Below are 24546 nucleotides of genomic sequence, written 5' to 3' on the forward strand. Positions count from 1 at the left end.
TTGCCGAGGGATCGCACCACAGGGGACACTCAACCTATGGTGGATGCTTTGAAGCATCCGCCAGGGCCACCAAATTGATTTTGGGAGTTTGTCCATGGACGGATCGATTCACACGCTAGAGTACGGCACTGCCAGCTCAGCGATATCAGAAGTCGTGGAGTTGCCTTTCTTGCATTCGAGCGCTCGCAGTTTCCGCCGCGGGGAAGTCATAGCGAGGGCGGGTGTCCTAATAGACATGTTTGCTCGCGTGGAGCGCGGCTTTGTCAGCGCCAGAACGACTTTAGCCGACGGACGTGAATTCATTGTCGAAATTGTTCCTAAAGGCGGGCTAATCGGTGAACTCGAGGTGTTGCACCGTCAGGAATCAAATCTCGAATACCAGGCTAGTACCGATTGCGACCTGCACTTTTTCGAAGGTCGGACTCTGCGCGAAGCCTGCGCAACCGACCCGAACTTTCAAGCGAAGGTTTTTTCCCGGGCACTTGCGCGCGTTTATGAACTCGAGCTACGCATCGTTTCTAATGCAGCAGCGTCATTGCAGTCGCGGCTCGCAAGCGTGCTGCTGCGCCTCTGCGTAGTTTACGGCAATGAAACGACGAGAGGTCCTGACGAACTAACCATCTCGCAGCACGATCTTGCCGCAACGCTTCCGGCGTCCCGCGAAAAGGTCAATCAGTGCCTGCGTCGCTTCCGGGAGAAAAAGATTATCGAAGCCGCTCAAGGCAAGATACACGTTCTCAACCGTAGGGCGCTAGAGGCCTATGCCGAGGGCGGATGCCAGTAAAAATTCTGCAGCTTAGCGAGCTGGGCGAAGAAGTCGTCGCAACTGCGTGGCAGGCCAGTTTTACAAGCGCCTTTGCGTCGAACGTTTTATTATCTCCCTTAGCGGGCGATTTGACGGATATGCTATTGAGATTGAACCCGCTTGTGCCTTGCGGCGTTGATCTTGTGCGGTCAGACCAAAAATGACTTTATGCAGGGTTGGGGACGACTTCTGACATGCGGAGCAGAACTGCTATGATAATACCAATATCCAATAACTCGGCTGGGCGGCCTAGGGGGCGCCCCAATGTTGGAGTAGACAAACCGCTTTTGGCTTTTCTTAAGATCCTTCTGGCGGTATCTACCGTAATGGCTCCTTACGCGATGAACTCCGATAATGGAACGATCTATCTGCATATCCAATCTGCGTGGGCGAAGGATGCAGGGGGCAGCAATGGCAAGGGTCAAAACGGCAACAGTGGCAATGGCAAGGGTCAAAGCGGCAATAATGGCAACGGGCAAAGTAGCAACAAGGGCAACACCAACGATCAACGCGGCGCAAACGATAGTGCTCCTAACAGTGGCGGCTTAACGGGAGCAGGGAAAGCTTTTAGCGGATCTTCGCCCAAATCCATCGATAACCTAGAGAATGGAACACCCGACAGAAAGTTTCAACACGCCAATGGTATGATGGAAGCAATTGTAAACGGCCGCTACCTGATGAAGGATGCAAAAAACCGGACTATAATCGACCGCAAGGCAACACCCTCCGATCAACTGAGGCTGCGAACACTTACTCAATAGCCGGCGGCCTTTTGTTACCCTTATGCGCCTAATCTATCCTCGCTGACTGAAGTGGCGTCGCGTAACAGCATAGCGGCCTCTGTTCGGTTTGTAACATTCAGCTTCGCAAGAATTCGTCCCATATGGTGTTTCACGGTCTTTTCGTGCACGTCGAGCCTTAAAGCGATACGTTTATTGCTTAGACCCGCCGCCACAAGGTTTAAGACTTCAGATTCTCGATCGGTGAGATCTGCGATTGGGTCAGCGGTTTCTAGCCCGCCGGACAAAGATAGGTCGGAGAGCAGTCGCGCCGACAACTCCAGGGAAATGTAGCTTTCGCCAAATGCAACTGTGTGGATTATTTCGGCCAACGCGCGCGACCCGACGCCTTTGAGTACATAACCCTTCGCACCACTCTTCAGCGCCTTGGTCAGGTCATCTCTCGCCTCTGACACAGTCAGGATTATGATCTTCTGGTCGGGGCACAGATCAAGTATCGGTGAGATCGCACTTAGCCCTCCACCTGGCATGGAAATGTCCATCAGTATGACGTCCGGGCGCTGGTCCCGCGCGATGCGGATTGCATCATCCCTCTTACAACCCTCAGCCACAATCTGAAAGTCGTCAAATTCGTTCAAGCTACGTTTGACCCCCTCTCTAAACAATGGATGGTCGTCGATCACCGCTATTCTTATTGCCATCACACCTGCTCCATCGCATTTATGTTGAGTGACATGCGAACAATCGTTCCATTTTTCGAAGTTTCGAGGGCGAAATGCCCCCCTAGGCTCTCAACCCGGTCTTTCAAAGCAGCTAGCCCAATATTGCCGTGGCCTACCAACTTTGGGTCGAATCCGGGCCCATCGTCGGCGACCTCAATGACAAGGTACTCCGCCTTCCAATCTTGCACCACACGTTGGTTGATGCCGCCGCCGTGGCGGAAACTGTTATTCAACGCCTCTTGTACGAAGCGATAGATACAAATTTTGGCCGAGGGCCCAAGTTGTGTCACGCTTTTGGACGTGGACAAGCTCACGCTGGTTCCCGTGTGATACTCGTGCGCCGAAACCGTGCGTTGAAGGACCTCTTTTAGATCAGCGCTTTCGAGGTGTGGAAGCACCAAACCTTCGCAAATGTTTCGGATATCGCGCATCGCTTCATCGAGGCTCTCCTTGATCGCCTTGACTTCGCGCTCTCGAACTTCGCGTGTTACCGAAGCGTCCAATAGAATTTCGCTGTCCAAGCGAAGGGCGGCAAAGGAGATGAGCTGGGCAGGTCCATCATGCAAGTCGGCGCCGGTACGTCTGAGGTAACTTTCGTTTAACGCAGCCGTTCGTTGCGAGGCTCGCTGAACGCGGGCATGCAGTTTCCTGTTTTGTATGAGCAGGTCAGAAAGTTCGCCGATCCGCCGCCTCAGGTCTCGGCCTTGGCGGTCGATTGTCTTGCTCCCACGAAAAACTATAGCTGACAGCACAAGGAAAAATGCCAGTGTGAAAAGGACCACAGCTAACCAACTGCGCAAGCGCACCTGATCTAGACTGTGCTGGAACTCATCAGCAATTTCATAAAACTCCGATACGGCAACGACCTTGCCAGACCATGGTTGCAGGATCGGATTGTAGATTTCCAGAAGTGGTTTACCACTGGCGCGTTCGGCACTGCTCTCGGCATCATCGATCTCATTGAAATTCGCGACCATTTTGCCAGCGAAAGCCATCTTAAGATCTTCATTGACAGGAATGGTTTTGCCCATAAGGCTCTTGTCGCTGGAATAGAGTATTAGTCCGTCGCTACGCCAAAGTCGGAAAGAAAAAAGTCTACTTGCCAAAGGCCCGTGCCCCAGCGTTTCGTCCAAGGCGCGGTTAACTGTTTCGTCTAGTATCTGATTGGTTTGCATGTCCGGTAGGATGGGTGCGATGACGCTGTCAACGTACAGTGCAGTAGCCGCAGCGGAATTGCGGGTAACAGCAGCTTCAACGAGCGTCGTCACGAAAATACCTACAAGGAAAAGCGCCCCCAGCGCCACCAATCCTCCTGCTAGCAAAAACTGCCTGGCTAGAGACTGGGAGTGCCACCGAGCCAGCGGATGCATCAGAACGCGCTATGGTCTTGCCTATGGACAGTTGGTATCTGCATGTGCCGATTTCCCCTCATGTCCACTTCGGACGCGGTACCCAAACTTGCTCACTCATTCATGGTCTCCTCCATCCCCTTGCGTTTAGTCAAAGGAATACAAAAAAGCCGACGGCAACGGGCTAAGTGTCAATTTCAGACATTTGCAACACGAAGCCATACAACAGGTGTTGCACTAAAGCAGTCCCAATTCCATGAACCGATCCTAGGGGGATTTGGTTCCAAACATTTCGTCATTCGCAAGATTTCGTCATTTTATTTGGAAGACACAAGAGTGTTCGGCAGCAGGCAACCCCTTAGCCGTCCAACCCACGCGTCGAGCCTCGCTCTCAAAGTTTGGGCACCAAATCGGGGCGCATAAGGCGGTTGATCGTGCGCGAGCCTCGCGATCAGTTTCTCAATATCAATCTTGCGAAAATGACGGCGATCCTGGCCGACAAGGCATATCGTTGTCGGTCGTCCCGCAAATCGCGTCGTTATCGCTCTTCACTCCTTCACCGGACGCCAGATGACACGCTTCTTCTTATCATTGCCCTCTGCTCCTCGTAAGGCATCAGGTTTGCTCTGGACGTCATGGAACTATTGGGCCAATTTGCCGTTCTGAGGCAAGCTGGGGATAACAGCATCTGCTTGATAGCCTACTACCCCTTTGTCATCAAGCAGCATCGGGCTCGGATTTGCGCCCCCGTCTTTCCGAGCCCGTTTTTATGTCCGACGGTCCATTTCCAGACAAACGCGGAACATCATCAATTTTTGGTACGTTTATTGGCTGCTGACGGAGCATCCAGGTCGGCTGGGCGCCCTTGGCTCAGTGCCATCCGAGGCCTCGGGCTCAAGACTTGGCGGTGGTGTAAGCTCACCGCCGTTTTAGAACGGTCATCCGCGCAGTAATTTTAATGCGACCCTTCTCGCCTACAACGTGGGGCGCTGGCGCTCGGCGGCATCCAAGCCCTGGCCCCTCGCTTGGTGCTGGCAATCGGAGTCATAGGAGTGCGGCTCGGTGCCGTTGTCGCCGGGTTAACCACGGTCTTGTTGCGCAGGGCTATAGCCAACCTGGATCAAATGCGGCAGCGGCCCTTATCGTGGCTCGCCTGAATCAAAGCCTGTTGAAGCGCCAAACGATCAAACCGGGGACTGACGACAATAGCCGAGATCAATTGCCAGCACCGAAGCGAGGACACAGACATCGGTTTCGCCGCCATTTACGATAAGGGTTCGGATAGCTACCCGATTGAGCTGCAAAAACAGTTCGCCGGATTGCCAAAGCGAATACACAACCTTGTCAAAGGTCCGCGCGGGCGGAACATGCCGCGCAAGCTCACGAACGATATCAACCTGGCCAGCATCCAAATCTCCAGTAGCGGATCACATCCGTCTGCATGGTGGTGATGAGACCCTATCTTCGATCCTTCCAACCTCCCAACGGTTAGTAAGGCCTACCACGACAGCGAGAAGCATCGCGAGGACAAGCGGAGAGGACTGTACCGATGAGGGGGCGGTTGAACCCTTAACAACCTCTCGCCGCGCCGCACCCGCGTCCCTGCAATGCGCACAATTTTTTTGCCTGAAACGAAATTTTGGCGGAAACGGCAAAATGACCGAAAAACCCTGCTTTTCAGGGCATTTTAGTTCGGGATCGAAGGGTTTTTTTTTACTGCGTGGAAAGAGCAAACGTTGCTGATTGATTTTATTTGCCGTTGACCTTTCGGGATGGTGGGTCAACCGAGCCCACCCCGAAAAAGAAGCCTGTGTGGAGGCCGGTGCTAGATTAGTCACACCATCAAGTCTTTGGAATAGTTCCTATGTCTTTCGTAGGATTTGGCCGTTCTTCATTTCGAACACTCCATCTTGGCCACCCTGTCTATTGAAGTCGCGTTCGAGCTCTCCCCAGTAGCCAAGGAATTGGCCGCAGGTCGAGCAATTTATCGGCGTGACGCTGCGCACATCGTCAGGAATCTTTAGATAGATCGTACCGCAGGATTTACAGTCTAATTTGTGATCCAAGCGTTCCATGGCAATACCCGCTACTGTCAGCAAATCACCAACACTAATGATATTGTTGGTCTCTAATCTTGTACAGTTAAACCTATCGGAAGAACGACGCCGCGGCGATTGCCCCGGAACCAATGCGGAGGGGCGTAAGTTACGGGTGTAGGCTAGAGCGGAGGTGGCTTATGACTGGTGAGGACGAAAAACCAGAGCGCTCCGACGTCAGATGTGTGAGGCCCGATTACACGGAAGCTCTCCGCGCATATCACAAGCCGTTACCCAATGATGAGAAGTTCAAAGAATTGCTGCGACGCCTGGATGAAGCGGAGGAGCGCAAAAAGAAATAGGCCAGTCTCGATTCGAAGGCTGGCCCTCTTCTGGGGTGTATTTGGCGCGCCTGGCGGGTTACAGGATTCCGCATCAATCAATTTATTTATCGAGGGAACAGCAGCCTGTCTGGACGCTTGTTGATTTGCGGTCATTTCAACGGGAGCTATGGCACAATGCCAATCTTTCAGTTCGCCTATCACGAGGGAGACGGGCTCCCTATTGATGTGGTCGAAATAGAATGTGCCGACGGTGAGGCCGCCCTTCGCGCCGCCGTAGAAGCCGCACGCGACAACATTCGTGAGGCTGTCGGGAAGAATATCGATCCTTCCAAGTTCCTGGTTCATGTATATGACGATACGAACCGGCTTATCGGAACGATGCGCATTTCCGACGTTATGACATAAACGGGTGGGTGATAGTCGCGCACGCTCACATGGTTAAGGAAATGAAAATGGGCTCGGACACGACGAGGGTCGCATGTCCGAGCCCATTGCTGCTTGATGAGCAAGGGTGGCATCAAGCAGATCCTATGGTTCCAACAGGCTGCCAACGGGAAGCGCCTGCGATTTCCGTAGCCTAGTCGTCCTTTTTCACAATCTGGCCATTCTTCAATTCGAATACTCCGTCATAGCCGCCTTGGATAATGAACGAATCTTCGAGTTCACGCCACGTTCCCAGCGGCGTCTCGCAAAGGCTGCAATGGATCATTGTCGTATAGGTCAGCGTCTTCGGAATGCGCAGATAAATCTTTCCGCACTTGGGGCAGGTCAGCTCGAAGTCCAGCTTTTGCGGCACGCTTTCTTCTCCAAGAGGCGAGAGCTCAGCTCATCTCCCAAGCACCAGCGGCCGTTGTATCCCTGGCGACGTTTATAATGTACGCTAACCACGGCCCCACGCAAGATTTTGAGTGCACTTCGAACATTGGCGATGGGAGATTAAAAGTATCGGAACGTAGTCGTGAGGAAGCGCATTGCTTCCGCCAAAGTTTCGACAGATGGCGGATGAAGACGGCAAAGATGAACGGATCAGGGTTGTGAGAAAGCACCTACTGAACCCGGCATTTAAAGTGGCTTTGCGGTCTCGGTGCGGCAATGTGCCTGGCGATGAGCGCTTCAAAAAACTTCTCGACCAGCTTGACGAGGCAGAGCGCCGTCATCGTAACAGACAACGTTAAACCGACTTGGTCGCGTCAATAATGCGGGTATCATGTGCGTCGCTTCATCACTTTTTGCAATTGGGTCTCGACCGAAAGTAATTGCTCGCGATGCATCGCAAGTTGGGTAGTATCCGCAACCGCAACGATGGCAGCAAAGACTTCGTCTTCGGCCCATCCGGCTGCAACCGCTTCACCGAAGAGTTCAAGCAACTTATCTTCGATCGCTCTCTGGCAGTCGCTCAATCGATCCTTGTGGCCGGATGGCTTGCGTGGTCTTTCGATCTTCATGTGAAGCGCTCCCATCATCCGTCACGGTACGGCGTTTTTTCGCACGGTCCTGGGCCAGTATCCGCTCGCGATTTTTAGCATACCACGCGTTTTGCTGCTCTCGATATTTATCCGGATTTGCAAGCCGCCATTGTTTTGCTCGCTCGGCTTCCTCTGCTTTCTTTTCGACCGAGAGCGGATTCTGGGCACGCCACTGCCTCATCTTCTCGGCGTTCTTCGCTTTGCGAAGGGCAGCTTTTTCTTCAGCACTTTTGCTCATGTCTTCCTGCTCGCTACGCCGTCGCTGCGGAGTTCTTATTCTTCTCCATCCCGCTTGTGCTCACGCAATACCATTCCAGTCAAAATCGCTTTTCAAATCCGAATGAGCCCTACAACCAGGATGCTTGCAATAGTGCTCGACGATGGACGCTGGGCCTTTGTCCACGTTCTGCGGGTAGGTAGGCTTTGGCGGTCCTGTCTCAGACATCGGTTTTCTTTTTAAAAGCCAAGCAAGAAAAACGCCCAACATAATGCCCAGAAGCACCAGCGCGAGGTACCTGTTCGTCCTCCGAACTTGGCGAGCCTCTTCGGACGACATAACGCGAAGCGCCAGTTGCAAGAACTCTTCCGCAGAAATCGCGAACCGGTGCGTCACACGCTCAAACCAGGTGAGTGGTTATTTCGGTTGCTATCGTGTGTGCCAAGCGAGCGGCCAACGTGATGGCGCTTAAAGTCGGATTAGCTTGCCCGGAAGTGGGGAATACGGCGCTGCTGGCAAGAAACAGATTCCTGACCCCGAATACGCGACAATTACGATCGACGATACCGGTCTTTGGGCTTAGTGCCATTCGGGCGGTTCCAATCTGATGGACGCCATCACCGGCCTGATCCATGACACTCGGTTGACGTTCTTCCGGTGGGCCATGCCAGATCAGTTCTCCTAGTCCGGTTGATTTCATCCAACGGTCAAGGTGATTATGAGTGTCGACTACGGCTTCGGCGTCTTTCGACTGAAAACGCAGGTCAAGAATCACCTTTCTTAAACCGAGCGCATCGCGTTCATTAACAAGACGGATGCGCGAATCTACGTTGGGAAGATGCTCGGCGTGATAATGCAAAGGGTAACGCCGAGCACCGTTGAGCAGATGCAGCCCAGGGAGCCTTCGGTTGGAAAGCGACCTCCCGTATATGAAGCGTGGGAGAAATTTCGCGATCGCCGGCAAACCGCGAGCGACATTGAGTGCGTGCGCCGCTTTATGCCCACCGTCGCCCACATTAATGCGGCGCAGCGACTCACTTACCAAAACACGTCCCACCGGTGGTACGGATAGAGTGAGATAGGCTAGCGACAAGACTGCATCTCGATGGCTTGCATCGGCCATGGCGGGAAGCTTCGGCCAGAACGAAATATTGGTCAGGTTTTCCTTTGCCTGAAACTCACCGCTGCCGGTAATCCGCCGGCGCCCGAAAGCACCGTCCGGCCCGCGGAAGAAATCCAATGCTTTGTCGAGTCCAGCATGAGAAAAATGTATATCGGCAACATCGCCGGAAAGATGTCCCATATAGAATCTGCCGAGCGGACCCTCTTCTCCCCCAAAACGTTTTGGTGCTTCCGCTTGTGCAGCCAGTAGGAGACGGGTCGTTTCGACCCCACCGCAAGCAAAGATGTAAGCCTTGGCTTTAAGCAACCCCATCGAGCCATCGCGGCCCCTGACTTTGATTGCTTCTATACCGTCATCATGCGCGAAGCACATATCGGTCACCGTCGCACCGAGGCATGCCGTGATCAAAGGCGATCGCTCGATTTCCTTACGATAGGCCACGCCGAAGCTGACAGGCTGAGCATAGCGCATCAAATTGCCGGTAGAAAAGCTATTATCCACGAGCTCCAGCCCGCGAACAGGCTGCTGGAATGACTCGCCGCAATTGGCATAACGGCAGGCAATCTTCAGATAATCGGCAAACTCACTGTAGGCTATTGGCCATATCGCGTCTGCAGTAATTGGACGGTAGGCAAAGTCGATCGGATCAAGTGGAACGCAGCCCGCTCCCCAAAGATTTGATGTCCCGCCAAAGCTTCTTTGAACTGAAAGCGTCATGTCGCTGTTGCGTCGGATGTCCGCGCGTTCTGCATCCGACAGCGCCTGTGCGGCGGCATCAGGCTTGAACAGGCCGGACTCGATGAGCGTTATCGATTGCCCGAGCCGCGCAAGTTCCAATGCTGTTACGATTCCTACCGGTCCTGAACCGACCACACAAATATTGTGTACCTTCGACAGAAGGTTGGTTATATCACCGACGAACATGAAATCCCCCAGTTCTGTTCTCGGTCTTCAGTGCGCATTTGAGCCTGAAGGCTCGCTGAGTATAGTTGAACGCGACACCATTGGGCAAATCATCCGTTTGGGCAGGTGTGCTAGTCGTGGATTGGCAGAATGCGCCAGGGCTGAACGGTGGCGGCGTCGCCCTATTAAGCACGTTCTTGGTGCAATTCATCGCTGCTGATAACGACACGTTTCCAAGTGTTCGCGTTTTCTATCTTAATCGCGTTAAGGGTCACCGACGAAAATGATGGCCGGCGTTGCTACAGGGCGAATGAGTTTAATTGGCTTTCAGATTTCGTGCTGCAAGCTGGTCGGCCTGTCCTCGTTGCGGCAAAGGGAGCAAAGCGCATTCCTACCAATACCGCCCTCATTGCGTGGAAGGATACGCGCGAGGCCTGCCGTGCAGTCGTGGATGCCCTTCCGTTGATATGTCAAGCCAGCGAGGTGGTGGTCGTGACGGTGGACCGGGGCGCGGACACGGTCACACAGGAAAGTATCGATGACTCTGCGCACTAGCCAACTCTCGCCCGGTTTCAGTGAAAAGGATGTCATCCCGCCGTAGGCAAAGTCGATGGTCACTGTTAGAGCAAAGTCAGCATACTCTGGATGTTTCATTCCTCGCTTAAACCAAGTCCGCTTTCTCTTTAGCGGGCCTTCATGCGGTTTTATTGCTAAGCGTTCTGCTAATGGTCGCGCAAGTTCTGTATCACACGCGACGCCTTCCGGTGATGGAGGCTCCAACTCATTTTTCATTATATTGTTCCCGCTAGCGTTGCCAAAACCCACTCCCGCCGGATAACCGGCGGGCTTTTTTTAAGAAGGGCGTGGTCTCAGTTGCTCCTCGATTACTTTCCGCGCCATTTCGAACACTGTTGCCGGTCCCTCTGGTTGGTTCTGTTCCAGCAACTGGAGTGCGAACTCGTAAACCTCCCGCTCGTCCTGCTCGGATATGAGGTCCTTTCGCTTCAGGTGGGACACTAGCGCCGCAAGGCTAGCTGACGTCGATAGAGCCACAGACGTTGCGGACTGCACAGCAGGATCGTCGCTCATCGTCTTGACGCTTTCCTTTTGCCCCATTTCGGATCAGGCTTACCCGTACAAGCGGGCCGCAGCGTTCTGCTTCCATATAGATGGCGGCTTCCCTTGCAGCCTCAACAAAGCAACGCATGCAAGGCCCGCTGAGGAACCGCTTTTGAGGCAATTCAGCAAGAGATTGAGGTTAATTGCAAACAGTAATTTACCGTAACATCGATAGTCCCGGCCTAGGCAAGCCTGCAAACCCCACCTATCCATACTTGGTGCTGTCACCTTGCGTGGCGCTTCACACGATCGGTGGCGCAAGTGGTTTCTGAATATTGCGCGGTTACATTTTTCAAATGGGGGAACATCATGACGACAAGACGGGACTTGCTGCTGACAGCCACCACAGGAGCACACTGCAAATGTTGACGAAGCGAGATCTACTCCGTTCCGCCGCGGCGATCGCAGCTGTCGCAACGATTGCAAAGCCAAGCCTTCTGATGGCGCAGAGCTACCCAGACATTGTCGAGGCCAAGGACATCGCCGAGGAAGGTTTCATCTACGGCCTGCCGCTCGTGATGAATTATGCGGTCATGTATGAGTTCGCAGTCGATCCTAAGTCCAGCCAATTCAAAGCGCCGTTCAACAAGATCGCCAACCTCAATCACGTGGCGACCTACAAAGATACCGCGGTCGTCACGCCGAACAGCGACACGCCATACTCGATACTGTGGCTGGATTTGCGTGCTGAGCCTATGGTGATCTCTGTGCCGGAGGTGGCAAAGGACCGCTATTATTCGGTGCAATTGATAGACGGCAATACCTACAACTTCGGTTACATTGGCAGTCGCGCTACTGGGGGCGGTTCGGGCTCCTATCTCGTTGTCGGTCCTGGCTGGAAGGGCGAGAAGCCCACCGGCATCAAGCAGGTCTTTTCTTCCACCACCCCGTTCGTATTCGCTAACTTTCGGACCCAACTTATCAACGCCGAAGATATGCCGAACGTGGAAAAGGTGCAGGCCGGCTACAATGTGAGGCCACTTTCGGTGCACCTCAAGCAGCCGACTCCGCCCGCTGCTGCAAAGATCGACTTCGTGCCGGCCACAACGCAGGGCATTAAAGACAACTTCTTCGATTATCTCGATGCTGCCCTCGAGTTCGTGCCGCCGACGGAAGAGGACAAGGCCATTCGTGCGAAGCTCGCACGCATCGGCGTCGGTCCGGGTCGATCATTCGATTTCAAGGACCTTCCGATCGCTCACAAATTGGAAATCGGCCTTGGCATGAAGGAGGGCGATGATAAGGTCGCCAAGTTCGCCGCGACCGGAACGAAAACCATTAACGGCTGGAGTGTGGGTTCGTTTTTTGGCGATCGCTCATTTTACAGTGGAGACTGGCTGAAGCGTGCCGCAGCTGCTAAGGCAGGCCTTTACGGAAACGATGCCGTAGAAGCGATGTACCCCTTTACCCGAACGAATGCCAAAGGTGAGGCTCTCGACGCCAGCAAGCACGACTACACGATCACCTTTCCGGCAGGGCACTTACCGCCGGTGAACTCCTTCTGGTCGGTTACGATGTACGACGGCAAGAGCCAGCTTCTGATCAAGAATCCGATCAACCGCTACCTGATCAACTCACCGATGTTGCCGGGCATGAAAAAGAACGAGGATGGTTCGCTCACCCTCTATCTCCAGAAGGATAGTCCTGGCGCGGACAAGGAACCAAATTGGCTGCCTGCGCCCGATGACACAATCTATCTTGTAATGCGCTTGTACTGGCCGAAGACGGAAGCACCGTCCATACTGCCGCCCGGCGAAGGCAGCTGGGAGCCACCGGCGGTCGTAGTGAATTCGTAAACTTCAGGTTCGCTCGGAAGGCACGGACATAGTACTCTTGGAGCGGTATCGTTTTCATCGGCGGGCCGCCTTTTTGGGGTCTGCCTTCACGTGTGGGCCGTCCGCGAGGGCTCGGCCTCCATGTAAATGCCGGCTTCCCTCGCCGGCTCGACGAAGGCAACAGCGGCATGAGTAACCACCCACCTCCAAGGCATTTCGATAAGGGATGGCGATTAATGCGAAACAGTAATTTACAGTAACAATTGCGCGTAGTTATAGGCCCCATCCAACCTGACGTGTAGCCTCGTGACGTGACGCTTCAGAAATGATGATCGGTAGTCGCCGGCGATTGTGCCGCAATATTTATTCGCGAATGATCCGCGGTGCCGGATGTCGATGAGGAGAGAGCAATGATAGGAACGACGAGATTGCTGTGTGCCACCGCTGCGGTGATCCTGACGGGTTTGGGCGCCGCTTCCGCCGATACAGCGCCGAAGACCTACAAGATGACGACGCCTTTCTCGTCTGGCGTCGCCGTGCCCGATAAGATCGACTCCTCGATCGGCACGCTGAATCTCGATTATGGCTACCCGTCGACCGATACCGTTGACAAAATCTACGACAACCTGGATCGCTCGCGCGCGCTACAGGCTTATCTCCTGGCGATTCCGATCGTAAATCAGGCGGGCATGCGTGACTCGATACGCAAGTTCGGGCCTGATAACCAGACCGACGTGATCTGGGAAAATCTGGTCGATCCGAAGTCCGTGGAGCTGACGGCCAACGACAACACGATCTACAACTACGTTTGGGTCGACACGAGCAAGGGACCGTTGGTGGCCGAGATTCCGCCCAAGGTCCTGGGGATGGTCGACGACTTCTGGTACAAGTGGGTGGCCGACATCGGCATCACCGGGGCCGACAAGGGCCAAGGCGGCAAGTACCTCCTGTTGCCGCCTGGATTCAAGGGCGACGTACCACCGGGGTATCATGTTTTGCGGCCGAACACCTTCGGCAACTACCTAGTATTCCGCGCCTTCGTTGAGGACGGTTCCACCAAACCCGGGGTTGACTCGGTCAAGAAAAATTTGCGGATCTATCGTCTGGACGAGGCCGCCAATCCGCCACCGATGAAATTCGTCAATGCCTCGGGAATTCCATCGAACTTCGTCGCCCCGGGTGACTACTCGTTTTGGAACCTATTGAACCAAGTCATCCAGGAAGAGCCCGCGGACGGTTCCGATCCCACTACCCTAGGCCTGTTCGCCTCGATCGGCATCGTCAAGGGCCAGCCCTTCAATCCCGATGAGCGGATGAAGAAGATCCTCACCGACGCCGCCAACATCGGCGCCGTGACGGCGCGGACGATCGCCTTCAAGGTTCGAGCGAAGGATGCGTATTTCTATCCGGAAAGCACGTGGCGCCTGCCGTTTTTCGGCGGCTACAAGTTCGAGTCGGCGCCCGGTGTCAGCAACTTGGACGGTGCTGTCTTCTACTATTACTTCGCCATCGGCGTCACACCGGCGATGGAAGAGAAGATGGTGGGCAAGGGCTCGCAATATCCCTGGTCGGTTCAGGATTCACAGGGCAATCCCTTTGATGGCGGCAAGACTTATAAGCTGCGCCTGCCGCCAAATGTCCCGGTCAACGATTTCTGGTCGGTCATTGTCTACGACAACCAGACCCGCTCGATGGTGCAAACCGACCAGCAAGCCCCAAGCGTCAGTAGCCAGAACAAGGGCGTCAAGGTCAATGCGGATGGTTCGGTGGACGTCTACTTCGGACCCGAGGCGCCGACAGGAATGGAGAAGAACTGGGTGCAGACGATTCCGGGCAAAGGATGGTTCATGATCCTTCGCCTCTATGGCCCGCTGGAACCGTGGTTCAACAAGGCTTGGAAGCCGGGCGAGATCGAGCTAATGCAGTGATGCGATCTTTATTTCAGTCTAGCGGGCGCTTTTTTCCCGCTTCGGATGAGATTTGCCGGTAAACGGCGTCCGCCGGGGTTGTGCTTCCATGTATACCCGCTTCACGCGCTGCCTCGATAAAGGCAACACGCGCCACCGTGGCCGAACAATTGCCTTCAAGGCACTTCAGCAATATTTCCCGCGCCATGAGATGCTTCGGGCCCGTCGTGTCCGGCCATTGCTCGAGCACGAACCTTGCAGCGTCATACGCTGACGACACGCTGACCAATTGGGCTTGGCTGCCGGCCCAAAATCTGCACTCGCGGGAATGTTTACAATCCTCGTAAACCATGGCCGGGAATATAGGAGCGGTGTTTTGAGATTCCGAATAAATCAATTTGCATATTTGGGGAACTTTACCCGCATCTCTTGCTTTCACAGGCGTGCGACACAGAGAGAGGTAAATGCCACTTTTTCAATTCACTTTCCAAGAACAAGGACGACTGGAAGAAGAGGTCGTACATTTGCCGTTGCTGACGGCAAAGCCGCACTTGAAGCTGCGGCCGAGGCAGTATGGGACAATCTCAAGGATAGAAGAATCAGGTCTCTTGACCCAATCGAGTTTATCGTTCGCGTCCACGATGACGAGGATAACCTTGTGGGAACCGTTGCGGTGCGTTTTCAATCTACAGAAGAGTGACCTGATGGTTACTGCCGATGGTCTCCGAGACGAAGTTCCAATGTAAAGCCCGCCGTTGCAAGTGTTCAACGACGGGCCACCTTGGATCAAGGAACCGGGGGAGCATTCACATGATCGATTTGATTCACCCCGTGTACCACCGAAGGCCCATTACGGGCCGGCGCCATCTATTTCGTGCTTGCGCAATATAGCCGGGAGGGCATGAGCGAGCGAGAGCCATCTGCAGACCTTATACGCCGCGCATTTGGCCGGGTGAAGCTCACGCCCGACGAGGCCATCGAGGCCGGGCGAAAGCTGCTCAAGGTGAAGGCCTCATTGCCTCATGGTCAGTTTGGCCCCTGGCTCGAAAAGAAATCAGGTGTCTGTCACAGCACTGCGATGAAATACATGCGCCTCGCCGCCAAAGAGGCCGCGTGAGGCCCTCGCCAGGTCATTGAGCAGCGGGCCAGTACTTAAGAACGACCTGAAGCAATAAGTACAATATGGTGATAATTCCGATGAACCATATGCTTGTCATCGACAATAACCACCAATGGGGCCAGATGCGTTGAGGTCCCATAGGGATCTGCTTCGCCGTTCCTCCAAGCCACCGAACGTTTAGGACCACTGGCAAATCCTGGATCGTGTCGATCATCGAAATTGTGAAGAACTCTCCGTTGGAGAGGGTCGGGAATGTCACTGCTAACCGGCCATCTGGTAGAATGACAGAGTCGAAGTGCCTTGGATCCCAAACCTCGAAATGCTGAGGCTTCCAATTAAGCACGACCTCAATCTTCTCGACGGGGAGGCCGCCGACATTTTGAACCCAAATCTGTTGAGTCCTGACTGGAAATAAGCCCTTCTCGTCGATGCGAGGCATGGCATAAAAATGCTGATGGGATACAGACCAAACCAGTTTGCCCTTGCTTCTCCAGAACCTTGCGCAGATAGCTGTTACCGCAGCGATTAATAACGCTTGCACGATCGAGTTGTTCAGCAACTCTTTGGCCGTTTCCATCATTCAATGTGTTCCCCATGCCCCATTTCCATATCGCGCTCATGTTGAAGAGATTCGATTGAGAACGCCATATGGTCCAGCGTGGTGACACGTTGGTGACACGTCCACTCAATGAGAGACCGATATCTGTACTAAGTACCTGAAAAGATTGGTGCCGCTTGCGTGACTCGAACACGCGACCCCATCATTACGAATGATGTGCTCTACCGACTGAGCTAAAGCGGCAGGGAAGATGCTTCCCGATCCCTGAATTCGGCAGAGACAATCATGCCGAAGGATGACGCGCCTGATACCCGCATTGCGCGCCGAATGCAAGCCTTGAGATCGCTGCTTTTTTGGGGCGTTCGAAGAAGCGCGCGCGATTCCACCATGTGATGCATGCAACAAGGCGCACATTAGAATTTTTCTATTTGCCGATAGACAAGTGCGTAGGAGCGATTAATCTCTTCTTCGCGCAGATGGGTCTCGGGAGAAGGCCGGTCTGCTGCCAAGTCAACGGTCTGGGAGGAACCTATGGCGAAGGTTGAACTGGTCGTGAACGGGCGAGCCGTCAAGGGCGAAGCCGAAGATCGAACACTGCTCGTACATTTCCTGCGTGAAAATCTTGGATTGACCGGCACCCATGTCGGCTGTGACACGTCGCAATGCGGTACCTGTATCGTCCATGTCGATGGCAGGGCGGTCAAATCCTGCACGATGCTGGCGGCGCAGGCGTCGGGCTCTACGGTCACCACCATCGAAGGGCTCGGCCTCAATGGCGAGTTGCACCCGTTGCAGGCCGCCTTCCGCGAGCATCATGCGTTGCAATGCGGCTTCTGTACGCCAGGCATGCTCATGAGTTCGGCGGACCTGATCCGGCGGCACCCGGACGGGCTCGATGAAGCCACGGTGCGTCTCGAACTTGAAGGCAATATCTGCCGCTGCACCGGCTACCACAACATCGTCAAGGCCGTGCTCGACGCATCGGAAAAAATGGGGAAGGGCGCCGAAAAGGCTGCCTGATCAGCGGATTCAAGTGTAGCAGCGGCGTCGCCCCGGAGCGCTATTATCTCTCCAGCCAGGCCGCCTGCGACAGGGAGAACTAACCATGGGCGTTGAAGGTATCGGAGCACGGGTTCTTCGCAAGGAGGACAAGAGGTTTATCACCGGCAAGGGCAAATACACCGACGACATGGTCGTCTCCGGCATGAAGCATGCGACTTTCGTGCGCAGCCCCCACGCCCACGCCAGGATCACCGGCATTAATGTCGATGCGGCGAAGGCGATGTCCGGCGTCGTCGCGGTGCTGACGGGCAGCGAACTCAAGGCCGACGGCATAGGCAACCTCATCTGTGGGTGGATGATCCACTCCAAGGACGGCACGCCGATGAAAATGGGCGCCTGGTCGCCGCTCGCAACCGACAAGGTGCGTTATGTTGGCGACGCTGTCGCCATCGTCATTGCCGACACAAAAGGCGAGGCCCGCGATGCTGCCGAGGCAGTCGAGGTGACCTATGAGGAATTGCCTGTCGTCGTCAACGCGCTCGACGCGATGCAGCAGGGCGCGCCGGAGATTCATGCGGAAGCGCCTGACAATCTGATTTTCGACTGGGATCTTGGCGATGAAGCAGCAACGAATGCGGCCTTCGCCAAGGCGGCACACGTCACCAGCATGGACATCGTCAATAATCGCCTTGTGCCAAATGCGATGGAGCCGAGGGCAACGCTCGGCGTCTACGATTCCGGTGAGGATCACTACACCTGCTGGACGACCTCGCAAAATCCGCACGTTGCCCGCCTGGTGATGAGTGCATTTTATAATGTCGCGCCAGAAAACAAGCTGCGTGTGATTGCGCCGGATGTCGGTGGTGGTTTCGGTTCGAAGATTTACATTTATCCCGAAGAAATCACCTGCCTGTGGGCATCGAAGAAAGCCGGCGTTCCCGTCAAATGGGTGGCTGACCGCACCGAGAGCTTTCTCACCGATGCGCATGGGCGCGATCACGTCACCCACGCGGAAATCGCCTTCGACAGCGACCAAAGGATTCTTGGCCTCAAGGTTGCGACGATCGCCAATCTCGGCGCCTATATGTCGCTGTTTTCGAGCTGCGTCCCGACTTATCTCTATGCGACGCTGCTCTCCGGGCAATACGCCATTCCGGCAATCCACGCCAATGTGAAGACCGTCTATACCAATACTGCGCCCGTCGACGCCTATCGCGGCGCGGGGCGGCCGGAGGCGACCTATGTGCTTGAGCGCATCATGGAGACAGCGGCCCGCGAACTTAAAATTTCCCCCGCCGAACTGCGGCGCAAGAACTTCGTAAAATCGTTCCCGCACCAGACGCCGGTGATCATGTGCTACGACGCCGGCGATTTCGATGCGACGCTCGACGCGGCCATGAATGCCGCCGATTATGCCGGATTTGAGAATCGCCGGCAGGAGGCAGCAAAACGCGGCAAGCTGCGCGGCATCGGCATGAGCTGCTATATCGAGGCTTGCGGCCTAGCGCCCTCTTCCGCTGTCGGCTCGCTGGGTGCGGGCGTCGGGCTCTGGGAGAGCGCGGAGGTGAGGGTCAATGCTGTCGGCACGATCGAGATATTGACCGGATCGCATTCGCACGGCCAAGGCCACGAAACCACCTTCGCCCAGCTAGCGGCCGAGCGGTTCGGCGTGCCCATCGATAGTGTTTCCATCGTCCACGGCGATACGGACAAGGTGCAGATGGGCATGGGCACCTATGGTTCGCGCTCCGGTGCCGTCGGCATGTCGGCGATCGCCAAGGCGCTCGACAAGGTCGAAGCCAAGGCCAAGAAGATTGCCGCCCATTTGCTTGAAGCTGACGAAGCCGACATCGAAATCAAGAACGGCGATGTGCGCGTTGCCGGCACGGACAAGAGCGTGCCGTGGTTCCAGGTGGCGCTTGCCGCCTATACGGCGCACAACCTTCCATCCGGCATGGAGCCGGGCTTGAAGGAAGGCGCATTCTACGATCCGTCGAATTTCACCTTCCCGGGCGGTTGCCACATCTGCGAGGTCGAGATCGACCCCGAGACCGGCACGACCGAAATCGTCCAGTTTGTGGCTGCCGACGATTTCGGCAACATCATCAATCCGATGATCGTCGAGGGGCAGGTGCATGGCGGTCTTGCGCAAGGCATAGGCCAGGCATTGCTCGAAGCCACGCACTACGATGCGAGCGGGCAGCTTCTAACGGCAAGCTACATGGACTATACGATGCCCCGCGCCGTCGACCTGCCATCCTTCACCGTCACGAACACCGTGACAGCCTGTCCTTCCAACCCGCTTGGGGTCAAGGGATGCGGGGAAGCAGGCGCCATAGGCTCGCCTCCCGCCGTCATCAACGCTGTAACCGATGCCATCAACAACAATAATCTGGCCATGCCGGCGACCCCGCAAAATGTCTGGGCTGCACTGCAGGCGGCGAAATAGAAGAGGCACGCCATGTATGAGACACAATATCATCGCGCCACCTCCGTCGAAGGCGCTGCCCGGCAGATGGGCGAGGCCGAGGATGGCAAGTATCTTGCCGGCGGCATGACGCTCATCCCGACGATGAAACAACGCCTGGCCTCACCGAGCGATCTTGTAGATTTGCGCCGTATCGAAGCGTTGAAGGGCGTAAAAATTACCGGCCGCACCGTCCGTATCGGGGCGGTCACCAGCCATTATGACGTATCGACAAACGTGGAACTGGCAAAAATCTGTCCGGCGATTACCAGCCTTGCCGGCCATATCGGCGATCCGCAGGTTCGCAACATGGGGACGATCGGCGGGTCGATCGCTAATAATGACCCGGCTGCCGACTATCCCTCGGCGCTTCTCGCGCTGGATGCGACGATTGTGACGAACCGCCGCTCGATAGCTGCAGCGGACTATTTTACCGGCCTCTTCGAAACAGCGCTTGAACCCGACGAAATTATCACGGCAGTCGAGTTCACGGCGCCGGACCGGGCTGCCTACAAGAAGTTCCCCAACCCCGCGTCGCTCTACGCGATGGCCGGTGTGTTCGTCGCCAAATCCGGCGATACGGTGAGGGTCGCGGTGACGGGCGCCGGCGAGAACGGTGTGTTCCGCCTGGAAGATGCCGAAACGGCGCTTGCGGCGGATTTTCACGCATCGGCGCTGGACAATTTGACAGTCGATCCGAACGGATTGCTGTCCGACCTGCACGCCTCGGCGGAATACCGCGCCAATCTGGTGAAGGTGATGGCCAAGCGCGCCGTTGCCGAAATCGCCAGCCGGCCGATGTAGCCTGCCTTACTTCAACTCATCGGGTGGTTGCGGCGGTTGCCATATTCACCCGGCTCAGAGCTTCGCCTTCGCCTCGTGGTATTCCCGCTCCAGCCGCGTAACAAGTTCGCCGGCAGGAACGATCTCCTTGATGGCTGCGATGCCCTGGCCGCAGCCCCAGATGTCCTTCCAGGCCTTGGCACCTGTCGTTGCCGCTTCGAAGTCCATCTTCGACGGATCGGCTTCCGGCAGGTGCTCGGGATCCATTCCGGCCTTCGCGATCGAGGGCTTGAGATAGTTGCCATGGATGCCGGTAAAATAGTTGGAATAGACGATGTCCGTCGAGGTCGAATCGACGATCATCTGCTTGTAGCCGTCGATGGCCCGCGCTTCGTCCGTGGCGATGAATGGCGAGCCGATATAGGCGAGATCCGCGCCCATGGCCTGTGCGGCGAGGATTGCGCCGCCATTGGCGATCGCGCCCGAGAGCAGTAGCGGACCGTCGAACCATTCGCGGATTTCCTGGACGAGGGCGAATGGCGACAGCGGGCCGGCATGCCCGCCGGCGCCTGCCGCCACGGCGATCAGCCCGTCGGCGCCCTTGCGGATTGCGGAATTGGCGTGGCGGTTGTTGATGATGTCGTGGAGGACAATTCCGCCATAGGAGTGGATCGCGTCGTTTACCTCGGGCACTGCTCCCAAGGAGGAGATGACGATCGGAACCTTATATTTGACGCACATGCCGAGGTCATGTTCGAGGCGCTTGTTGGAGCGATGGACGATCTGGTTGACCGCGAACGGCGCGGCGGGGCGGTCCGGGTTCTTTTCGTCGTGATTGCGCAATTCTTCGGTGATCTCTGCGAGCCAATCATCTAGCTGCGCTTCGGGCCGCGCATTGAGCGCCGGAAATGAGCCGACAATGCCGGCCTTGCATTGCGCAAGAACCAGTGGCGGATGCGAAACGATGAACAGCGGCGCCCCAACGACGGGAATGCGTAATTTCGACTTAAGTACATCCGGCAAAGCCATCGACCACTCCCAGAAAATTTTGACGTTTGCGTAAACGTAACTCTTGTACCAGACCTGCGATATTCGGCAAGCGAAACCAGAACCATGGGATCAAGCCGCATCGCCGCAGGCAGTGATCTTAATGAATAAGCGTCTGTTCTTGTCGCAAGGCGCCTCAACCCTTTTATGGGGTGTATCTGGGGCTCCGCGGCCTGTACCCTCCAGGCAGCGGGCGAAGTGCCATCATTGCGCCGTCAAAGTCTTGAATAAGCAGTCGAATGCGCTATGGCTAGCCATTCATGACGAAATGATTTGAAGGAAGCGGCTGTTGGAAGCGATCGAACAAGCGATCCGGAACGCATTGGCGAAAGCCGACGCGAGGAACCCTGCCATTCGTCAGAAAATCTACGAATCAGCATGGGGTGCGCATGAGCGCTCGCTCGCGGCCAATGGCGCGCTCGAAGAGAGCCAGCGCGACGACCGTCGCGAAATGCTGAAGGCGGCCATTACGCGGATCGAGGACGAAGTGCAGGCAACCGGCGCGATTACCCCGCCGCCGGCGCCCGAGCCCGTTGCGGAGCCGCGCGAAGCGATGTTCGTCGCAAATCCGGCGCGCCAACACGGGGTCGATGAGCGGATCGAGCCATCGATCGACATGGACCCGCCAGAAGTGGAAGGACCCGCTCTTGCGTCCGAGGAGCCGAGCTCCGACAATTATCGGCCGGGCAAGACACGCCGGAAAGTGCGTCGGGACGCCGAGCGGCGCAAGGCGAGCGGCTTTTCCAAGGCGCTGATCCTTTTGGCCCTGCTGGCTGTGGCCATCGGCCTTTTCTGGGTCGTCGCTTCCGGCATCATCAAGCCGGTTCCGAACATGGGGGCATCGAACACCACGAGCGCGCCGGCCTCCAGCAACAGCCAGGAGCCGATGAAGGAAGGCCAGATGTCGGCGACGGGCAACTGGATCGAGGTGTTCAATCCCGCTGACATGTCGCAGGTTGCCCTCGAGGGCCGCGCGACGGCGACGATCGCAGGCGACCAACTGGAGAAATTCGTGCGCATCCAGTCGCCGGAGGATGCCGATACGATCAGCTTCAAGGTCGGACAGGGCGTACTCGACCAACTCGCCGGCAAGACCGCCGTGTTCGATATCATTGCCAAGACTGACGACGGCAAGAACTCGCAGATTGCCGTGAGTTGCGACTTCGGCAATCTCGGTGATTGCGGGCGCAAGCGCTTTGATGTTTCGGATGCGAGCAAGGAATATCTGGTGCAGGTGCAGTTCCCGCAGGGCAATGCGCCTGCCGAAGGCGGCGTGATCAAGCTCAATTCGGATGTCACGCAGTCAGGGAAATCTGTCAATATCATCGCCATTCGCGCCCAGGTCGCCAATTGAGCAAGCTGGCGCGGGCGTTTCTTTCGTCCGGCGATCTGATCGCGGATCGTCGTGCTTCCTACGCGGACATGCTGTTCGAGAGCGGCGAGCATGCGGCCGCCGCGGATCTGATGCGGCAGGCGCTGGAGATTGTCCCCGAATGGGCGGCGGGATTGTTCCGCCTCGGTGAAATGGAAGAAGCGGCCGGAAATGGCAATGCTGCGGCCATCGTCTGGAAAAGGCTGGTCGAACTTGACGTCGAAGACCGTTTCGGCGCCCGCCTCAAGCTGGCCGCTTCCGGCAGAGGCGACATCCCGGTTACGCCGCCTAGCGCCTATGTCGAAACACTTTTTGACGCCTATGCGCCAACCTTCGAAAGCGCACTCCTCGAAAAGCTCGACTACAGGGTGCCGGGGCTTCTGGCAGCGGCGGTGGAAAACGCCGCGCCCGGCAGGCGCTTCGCCTCAGTGCTCGACCTCGGCTGTGGCACCGGTTTGATGGGCCCTTTGCTGCGTGCCAGGTGCCAACATCTCGTCGGGATCGACCTATCCGAGGTCATGCTGCAACGTGCCGCGGAAAAGAACGTCTACGACAGCCTCGCCAAGGGCAACGTCAACGAACTCGATGTTCCAGCGAATGAGGCTGATCTCATCATCGCCGCCGACGTCTTCGTCTATGTCGGAGCGCTCGACCGCGCCTTCGCGAAGATTGCCTCTGCTCTTGCGGCGAATGGGCTGTTTGCCTTCTCGGTCGAGACGCATGACGGCGATGACGGGTTGGTGTTGCAGCACTCGCTGCGCTACACGCACTCCGAAGCTTACGTGCGCCGGCTTCTGGCGGTCTATTCGATGACGCCGGTGAGCATTGACCGCCAGACGATTCGCATGGATCGCGGCGAGCCGCTTAGCGGGCTCATTGTCGTTGCGAAACACTTTTGATCAATCCTTGCGGAAGACGAGGCGTCCGGCCCAGCCGGTGACGACAGCAAGAAACACTGCAAAGAGGCCATAGAGCAGGCTGTGCTGGTTGGCGGCACGGAAGATGCGGAATTCCAGTCCGGCCTTGACGATGTTGAGGCTGGTCGAGCTTTCACGCAGGAACTCGCCGTTGCGGAAGAGGTAGGCGCGCGCCACGTGCTTGCCAACGGGCACATTGGCCGGGAGCGACAGCGTCGCGCGAAACAGCGTCGAGGAGAGAAACTGCACATCCCCGACACGCTGGTTATAGAGGAGCTGTTTCTGTTTCAGTCGCGGCAATTCCTTGGTGAACTCCCGCAACGATGCGCTCGAATCGAAGCCTTCCGGCATCGGTTCGTAATAGATGTTGTTTACGCCAAGGCTGAGCTGGGCGAAGATCTTCGGCGTCGTGATGTCCTGCAGGCTGCGCGTCGATGCCAGTGAGTAGGATGCGGGAATGTTCTGGAACGAAACGGATTCGGTATTTACCCAGATGCCGAAATACCTGTCCTTGCGCCGGACGACAAAGTTCCGGGGCGGACCCTCAAGAATGACGACTACATCGTAGCGGCCCTGCCGCTGGATGAGCGGATCGGCATTGTCTAGCGCGCCGAATACGGTAAGGTCAGTGCCCCGAAATCCCGACGTAATCGAGATCGTGTCGGTGGAAAGTCCGATCTCGATCGTTTCCTTGCTGGCCGGGACCGGTTGCTGCGCCTGGGCAGTCCGGCCGGCAACCAGGCACAGCATCATGAGCGGGATCACGGCAAGGC

The 24546-nt window shown here is 56.2% G+C and carries 22 protein-coding genes and 1 tRNA gene; 11 read left to right on the plus strand and 12 right to left on the minus strand.

What is annotated here, in order from left to right:
* Nucleotides 1-94: 94 nt before the first annotated feature.
* Both AC1DNI_RS04035 and AC1DNI_RS04040 read left to right on the plus strand, forming a co-directional pair.
* Entirely contained in the window at nucleotides 95-784 is a 690-nt protein-coding gene (locus AC1DNI_RS04035; RefSeq protein WP_477690902.1) for a Crp/Fnr family transcriptional regulator, read from the plus strand.
* Nucleotides 785-1092: 308 nt separating this feature from the next.
* On the plus strand, nucleotides 1093-1566 hold the full coding sequence (locus AC1DNI_RS04040) for a hypothetical protein (RefSeq protein WP_477690903.1): 474 nt from the start codon (nucleotides 1093-1095) through the stop codon (nucleotides 1564-1566).
* 20 nt (nucleotides 1567-1586) lie between these two features.
* On the opposite strand, the gene AC1DNI_RS04045 is transcribed toward AC1DNI_RS04040, so the two are convergent.
* From AC1DNI_RS04045 to AC1DNI_RS04055, 3 genes are all read right to left on the minus strand, one after another.
* On the minus strand, nucleotides 1587-2246 hold the full coding sequence (locus tag AC1DNI_RS04045; RefSeq protein ID WP_477690904.1) for a response regulator: 660 nt from the start codon (nucleotides 2244-2246) through the stop codon (nucleotides 1587-1589).
* Complete coding sequence (locus tag AC1DNI_RS04050) at nucleotides 2246-3637, minus strand: sensor histidine kinase (RefSeq protein WP_477690905.1); 1392 nt, start codon at nucleotides 3635-3637, stop codon at nucleotides 2246-2248. The genes AC1DNI_RS04045 and AC1DNI_RS04050 overlap by 1 nt, the downstream gene beginning before the upstream one ends.
* Before the next feature lie 1163 nt (nucleotides 3638-4800).
* A complete protein-coding gene (locus AC1DNI_RS04055) occupies nucleotides 4801-5028 on the minus strand; it encodes an isochorismatase family protein (RefSeq protein ID WP_477690906.1) in 228 nt (75 codons plus the stop codon).
* Between the two features lie 1142 nt (nucleotides 5029-6170).
* On the opposite strand from AC1DNI_RS04055, the gene AC1DNI_RS04060 reads away from it, so the two are divergent.
* Nucleotides 6171-6401 carry a DUF6894 family protein gene (locus AC1DNI_RS04060; protein ID WP_477690907.1) on the plus strand — a complete coding sequence of 77 codons (231 nt, stop codon included), beginning with the start codon at nucleotides 6171-6173 and terminating at the stop codon, nucleotides 6399-6401.
* Nucleotides 6402-6573: 172 nt separating this feature from the next.
* On the opposite strand, the gene AC1DNI_RS04065 is transcribed toward AC1DNI_RS04060, so the two are convergent.
* The 4 genes from AC1DNI_RS04065 to AC1DNI_RS04080 all read right to left on the minus strand — a co-directional run bounded on the left by AC1DNI_RS04065 (nucleotide 6574) and on the right by AC1DNI_RS04080 (nucleotide 9726).
* Nucleotides 6574-6792, minus strand: a complete 219-nt coding sequence (locus tag AC1DNI_RS04065; RefSeq protein WP_477690908.1) for a hypothetical protein — start codon at nucleotides 6790-6792, stop codon at nucleotides 6574-6576.
* 409 nt (nucleotides 6793-7201) lie between these two features.
* Complete coding sequence (locus tag AC1DNI_RS04070; RefSeq protein WP_477690909.1) at nucleotides 7202-7363, minus strand: hypothetical protein; 162 nt, start codon at nucleotides 7361-7363, stop codon at nucleotides 7202-7204.
* Between the two features lies 1 nt (nucleotide 7364).
* The gene (locus tag AC1DNI_RS04075; protein ID WP_477690910.1) at nucleotides 7365-7700 is read right to left on the minus strand and encodes a hypothetical protein; all 336 of its coding nucleotides are present in this window, start codon (nucleotides 7698-7700) and stop codon (nucleotides 7365-7367) included.
* A 379-nt stretch (nucleotides 7701-8079) separates the two neighbouring features.
* Entirely contained in the window at nucleotides 8080-9726 is a 1647-nt protein-coding gene (locus AC1DNI_RS04080) for a GMC family oxidoreductase (protein WP_477690911.1), read from the minus strand.
* A gap of 1460 nt (nucleotides 9727-11186) precedes the next feature.
* Here AC1DNI_RS04080 and AC1DNI_RS04085 point away from each other — a divergent pair.
* Complete coding sequence (locus AC1DNI_RS04085) at nucleotides 11187-12620, plus strand: DUF1254 domain-containing protein (RefSeq protein ID WP_477690912.1); 1434 nt, start codon at nucleotides 11187-11189, stop codon at nucleotides 12618-12620.
* A 389-nt stretch (nucleotides 12621-13009) separates the two neighbouring features.
* Nucleotides 13010-14527, plus strand: a complete 1518-nt coding sequence (locus AC1DNI_RS04090; RefSeq protein WP_477690913.1) for a DUF1254 domain-containing protein — start codon at nucleotides 13010-13012, stop codon at nucleotides 14525-14527.
* A 13-nt stretch (nucleotides 14528-14540) separates the two neighbouring features.
* Here AC1DNI_RS04090 and AC1DNI_RS04095 read toward each other — a convergent pair whose 3' ends face one another.
* Nucleotides 14541-14858 carry a DUF982 domain-containing protein gene (locus AC1DNI_RS04095; protein ID WP_477691476.1) on the minus strand — a complete coding sequence of 106 codons (318 nt, stop codon included), beginning with the start codon at nucleotides 14856-14858 and terminating at the stop codon, nucleotides 14541-14543.
* Nucleotides 14859-15407: 549 nt separating this feature from the next.
* Here AC1DNI_RS04095 and AC1DNI_RS04100 point away from each other — a divergent pair.
* Entirely contained in the window at nucleotides 15408-15623 is a 216-nt protein-coding gene (locus AC1DNI_RS04100; RefSeq protein ID WP_477690914.1) for a DUF3102 domain-containing protein, read from the plus strand.
* A 13-nt stretch (nucleotides 15624-15636) separates the two neighbouring features.
* Here AC1DNI_RS04100 and AC1DNI_RS04105 read toward each other — a convergent pair whose 3' ends face one another.
* Together AC1DNI_RS04105 and AC1DNI_RS04110 are read right to left on the minus strand one after the other, a co-directional pair.
* Nucleotides 15637-16206, minus strand: a complete 570-nt coding sequence (locus AC1DNI_RS04105) for a hypothetical protein (protein ID WP_477690915.1) — start codon at nucleotides 16204-16206, stop codon at nucleotides 15637-15639.
* Nucleotides 16207-16352: 146 nt separating this feature from the next.
* Nucleotides 16353-16428: transfer RNA gene (locus AC1DNI_RS04110), tRNA-Thr, on the minus strand.
* Between the two features lie 288 nt (nucleotides 16429-16716).
* Between AC1DNI_RS04110 and AC1DNI_RS04115 the strand changes: the two genes are divergently transcribed.
* The 3 genes from AC1DNI_RS04115 to AC1DNI_RS04125 all read left to right on the plus strand — a co-directional run bounded on the left by AC1DNI_RS04115 (nucleotide 16717) and on the right by AC1DNI_RS04125 (nucleotide 20458).
* A complete protein-coding gene (locus AC1DNI_RS04115) occupies nucleotides 16717-17205 on the plus strand; it encodes a (2Fe-2S)-binding protein (RefSeq protein WP_091919843.1) in 489 nt (162 codons plus the stop codon).
* 85 nt (nucleotides 17206-17290) lie between these two features.
* On the plus strand, nucleotides 17291-19636 hold the full coding sequence (locus AC1DNI_RS04120) for a xanthine dehydrogenase family protein molybdopterin-binding subunit (RefSeq protein ID WP_477690916.1): 2346 nt from the start codon (nucleotides 17291-17293) through the stop codon (nucleotides 19634-19636).
* Nucleotides 19637-19648: 12 nt separating this feature from the next.
* On the plus strand, nucleotides 19649-20458 hold the full coding sequence (locus AC1DNI_RS04125; RefSeq protein WP_027230364.1) for an FAD binding domain-containing protein: 810 nt from the start codon (nucleotides 19649-19651) through the stop codon (nucleotides 20456-20458).
* Nucleotides 20459-20512: 54 nt separating this feature from the next.
* Here AC1DNI_RS04125 and AC1DNI_RS04130 read toward each other — a convergent pair whose 3' ends face one another.
* Nucleotides 20513-21466 carry an NAD(P)H-dependent flavin oxidoreductase gene (locus AC1DNI_RS04130; protein WP_477690917.1) on the minus strand — a complete coding sequence of 318 codons (954 nt, stop codon included), beginning with the start codon at nucleotides 21464-21466 and terminating at the stop codon, nucleotides 20513-20515.
* Between the two features lie 307 nt (nucleotides 21467-21773).
* On the opposite strand from AC1DNI_RS04130, the gene AC1DNI_RS04135 reads away from it, so the two are divergent.
* On the plus strand, nucleotides 21774-22838 hold the full coding sequence (locus tag AC1DNI_RS04135) for a hypothetical protein (protein WP_477690918.1): 1065 nt from the start codon (nucleotides 21774-21776) through the stop codon (nucleotides 22836-22838).
* Nucleotides 22835-23755, plus strand: coding sequence for a methyltransferase domain-containing protein (locus AC1DNI_RS04140; protein WP_477690919.1), 921 nt, complete (start codon nucleotides 22835-22837; stop codon nucleotides 23753-23755). The genes AC1DNI_RS04135 and AC1DNI_RS04140 overlap by 4 nt, the downstream gene beginning before the upstream one ends.
* Here the strand turns inward: AC1DNI_RS04140 and AC1DNI_RS04145 are convergent, their stop codons facing one another.
* Nucleotides 23756-24526 carry a TIGR02186 family protein gene (locus tag AC1DNI_RS04145; RefSeq protein ID WP_477691477.1) on the minus strand — a complete coding sequence of 257 codons (771 nt, stop codon included), beginning with the start codon at nucleotides 24524-24526 and terminating at the stop codon, nucleotides 23756-23758.
* Nucleotides 24527-24546: the final 20 nt, after the last annotated feature.

It is taken from the genome of Phyllobacterium sp. 01N428 (assembly GCF_056399405.1).

Excerpts from the sequence above, each read along its gene's own strand:
- AC1DNI_RS04035 (WP_477690902.1), top strand. The coding sequence starts at position 95 with ATGGACGGATCGATTCACACGCTAGAGTACGGCACTGCCAGCTCAGCG.
- AC1DNI_RS04045 (WP_477690904.1), bottom strand. The coding sequence starts at position 2,246 with ATGGCAATAAGAATAGCGGTGATCGACGACCATCCATTGTTTAGAGAG.
- AC1DNI_RS04050 (WP_477690905.1), bottom strand. The coding sequence starts at position 3,637 with ATGCATCCGCTGGCTCGGTGGCACTCCCAGTCTCTAGCCAGGCAGTTT.
- AC1DNI_RS04060 (WP_477690907.1), top strand. The coding sequence starts at position 6,171 with ATGCCAATCTTTCAGTTCGCCTATCACGAGGGAGACGGGCTCCCTATT.
- AC1DNI_RS04075 (WP_477690910.1), bottom strand. The coding sequence starts at position 7,700 with ATGAGCAAAAGTGCTGAAGAAAAAGCTGCCCTTCGCAAAGCGAAGAAC.
- AC1DNI_RS04080 (WP_477690911.1), bottom strand. The coding sequence starts at position 9,726 with ATGTTCGTCGGTGATATAACCAACCTTCTGTCGAAGGTACACAATATT.
- AC1DNI_RS04085 (WP_477690912.1), top strand. The coding sequence starts at position 11,187 with ATGTTGACGAAGCGAGATCTACTCCGTTCCGCCGCGGCGATCGCAGCT.
- AC1DNI_RS04090 (WP_477690913.1), top strand. The coding sequence starts at position 13,010 with ATGATAGGAACGACGAGATTGCTGTGTGCCACCGCTGCGGTGATCCTG.
- AC1DNI_RS04095 (WP_477691476.1), bottom strand. The coding sequence starts at position 14,858 with ATGGTTTACGAGGATTGTAAACATTCCCGCGAGTGCAGATTTTGGGCC.
- AC1DNI_RS04100 (WP_477690914.1), top strand. The coding sequence starts at position 15,408 with ATGAGCGAGCGAGAGCCATCTGCAGACCTTATACGCCGCGCATTTGGC.
- AC1DNI_RS04105 (WP_477690915.1), bottom strand. The coding sequence starts at position 16,206 with ATGATGGAAACGGCCAAAGAGTTGCTGAACAACTCGATCGTGCAAGCG.
- AC1DNI_RS04115 (WP_091919843.1), top strand. The coding sequence starts at position 16,717 with ATGGCGAAGGTTGAACTGGTCGTGAACGGGCGAGCCGTCAAGGGCGAA.
- AC1DNI_RS04120 (WP_477690916.1), top strand. The coding sequence starts at position 17,291 with ATGGGCGTTGAAGGTATCGGAGCACGGGTTCTTCGCAAGGAGGACAAG.
- AC1DNI_RS04125 (WP_027230364.1), top strand. The coding sequence starts at position 19,649 with ATGTATGAGACACAATATCATCGCGCCACCTCCGTCGAAGGCGCTGCC.
- AC1DNI_RS04130 (WP_477690917.1), bottom strand. The coding sequence starts at position 21,466 with ATGGCTTTGCCGGATGTACTTAAGTCGAAATTACGCATTCCCGTCGTT.
- AC1DNI_RS04145 (WP_477691477.1), bottom strand. The coding sequence starts at position 24,526 with ATGATGCTGTGCCTGGTTGCCGGCCGGACTGCCCAGGCGCAGCAACCG.